This is a genomic window from Hominiventricola sp. (genome assembly GCF_057604405.1).
In genome coordinates this window covers 1-1,921 of record NZ_DBLYVB010000076.1, presented here as the reverse complement: position 1 = coordinate 1,921, position 1,921 = coordinate 1, and the positions used below count along the sequence as shown (strand labels likewise).

The window sequence follows — 1,921 nt, the reverse complement described above, 5'->3', positions numbered from 1 at the left end:
TTTATCATCGGCTTGTTTAATGGCCTGATGCCTTGTGGTCCTCTGCAGTCGATGCAGATCGTTGCATTAGCCTCTGCCAATTCATTTACCGGAGCGCTGTCGATGTTTTTCTTTGCGCTCGGTACCATTCCGCTGATGCTCGGATTCGGCTCGATTGTAGCCGGTCTTGGCAAACACTTTACAAAACAGGTATTAAAATGCGGTGCCATCCTCGTTGTTGTCATGGGACTTTCAATGATGTCACAAGGTACTGCCCTGTCAGGTATGAGCAGCCAAATAAACACTCTTTTTTCTGCAAATGGCGAAACTGCCGTAAAGACATCCGATCGGAATGATTCAGATACAGACATGGAAAAAGATGGAATCCAATATGTCTCCAGCACACTGGAATCTGGTCATTATCCAGATATCACTGTTAAAGCAGGAACCCCTGTCAAATGGACTATTCACGCTGAAAAAAGCAGTATTAATGGCTGCAACTATAAGATTTTGCTGCCAGATTTTGATACCGAATGTGTTTTTGAGGAAGGCGACAATACAATTGAGTTTACACCTAAAAAAACTGGTATCTATACCTATAGCTGTTGGATGGGCATGATTACCGGAAAAATTTATGTAGAAAGTGAGTAATGATTATGATAAGAAAAATGACAAATGCTGTCTTGATTAGTATGCTAACAGGTGCAATGGCGATTTTAATTTCTGGATGCAGCAACAATAGTACCCCACAGTCCACAAAGAGTACCTCTGCATCTACAAATACGCAAGCAGCATCTTCTGAAAATACAACTGCTTCGGACATAGCTACCACAGCGGATGATTCTGCTGAGAGTGTTACCAGTATCAAAAAAGATGGTTATCTTGCCATTCCGATTGCTGATCTATCACAGACAGCATCTTTTTACAAGGCTGATCTTGATGGGACTGAGGTTGAGATTGTTGCATTAAAGGACTCCAAAGGAAATCTGCGCACCGCATTTAATGCCTGCCAGGTTTGCTATAGCTCGGGCAGAGGGTATTATCGTCAGGAAGGTGAGTATCTTGTATGCCAAAACTGTGGAAATTCCTTTACAATTGATCAGGTAGGCATTGCCTCTGGCGGCTGCAATCCTTGGCCGATTCTCGATTCTGACCGCACTGTTACTGATGATGAAATTCATATTTCGTATGATGTCATAAAAGCGACAGCCGATGAGTTGCCTAAGTTTTTCCAGTAATAAGTGAGAAAACAAGGCTGCCACGAAGATAATCCCGAAGCTACACTTCTTTTTTGCTGGAAACAGGCACAGGCTTGTTCTACTCGCGAATTCAGTTACGCTTCTGGCAGCTGCGAGAACCAGATTACTTGCGGCTGTGGAACCATGTGCTCCCCAATCATCTTTTCCATCCAGACCATATTATACCAGGTATCAAATTTATAGCCACACTGATGGAATTCACCCACCATATGATACCCTAATTTTTCATGGAATAAAATACTGTCCCTCGTCAAGTGCGCATCCTCTATGGCAGGGCTTGCGATGCAGGCATTTACATTTACAATGTTTTGTCTGTGAAGCTGTACTTCTAGTGCATCATACAATGCTCTTCCAATTTTCTGACCTTTCTTATCATGTTTTACATAAATAGATGTTTCCACTGCCCAGTTATATGCCGGACGCTCATGAAGCGGTCCAGCATATGTATATCCTACAATTTCACCATTATACTTTGCTACAAGATATGGGTACCGCTCCAATGTATGCGCGATCCGAACTGCAAATTCTTCTATTGTCGGTACCTCATATTCAAATGTAATTGCAGTTTCTCTTACATACGGAGCATAAATGGCAAGCAACTTTTTTGCATCTGCAATCTGTGCAACTCGAATACTCAAGCGTCCACTTTCTACCGGTTCCTCATAAAGTGTAATCCAATAGCG

Annotated in this window: 3 protein-coding genes; 2 read left to right on the top strand and 1 reads right to left on the bottom strand. The window is 42.5% G+C overall.

Annotated features, from left to right (window positions below):
- Both ACZMB2_RS14100 and ACZMB2_RS14095 read left to right on the top strand, forming a co-directional pair.
- Window positions 1-630, top strand: a 630-nt coding sequence (locus tag ACZMB2_RS14100) for a sulfite exporter TauE/SafE family protein (protein ID WP_487597179.1), incomplete at its 5' end; no start/stop codon positions are given.
- Window positions 630-1,217, top strand: coding sequence for a DUF2318 domain-containing protein (locus ACZMB2_RS14095; RefSeq protein WP_487597178.1), 588 nt, complete (start codon window positions 630-632; stop codon window positions 1,215-1,217). The genes ACZMB2_RS14100 and ACZMB2_RS14095, both read left to right, overlap by 1 nt.
- Window positions 1,218-1,312: 95 nt before the next feature.
- Here ACZMB2_RS14095 and ACZMB2_RS14090 read toward each other — a convergent pair whose 3' ends face one another.
- Window positions 1,313-1,912: a GNAT family N-acetyltransferase gene (locus ACZMB2_RS14090; RefSeq protein WP_487597180.1), complete on the bottom strand. Its 600-nt coding sequence runs from the start codon at window positions 1,910-1,912 to the stop codon at window positions 1,313-1,315.
- Window positions 1,913-1,921 lie beyond the last annotated feature (9 nt).

Coding starts and splice junctions, on each gene's coding strand:
- ACZMB2_RS14095 (WP_487597178.1), top strand. CDS start 630: ATGATTATGATAAGAAAAATGACAAATGCTGTCTTGATTAGTATGCTA.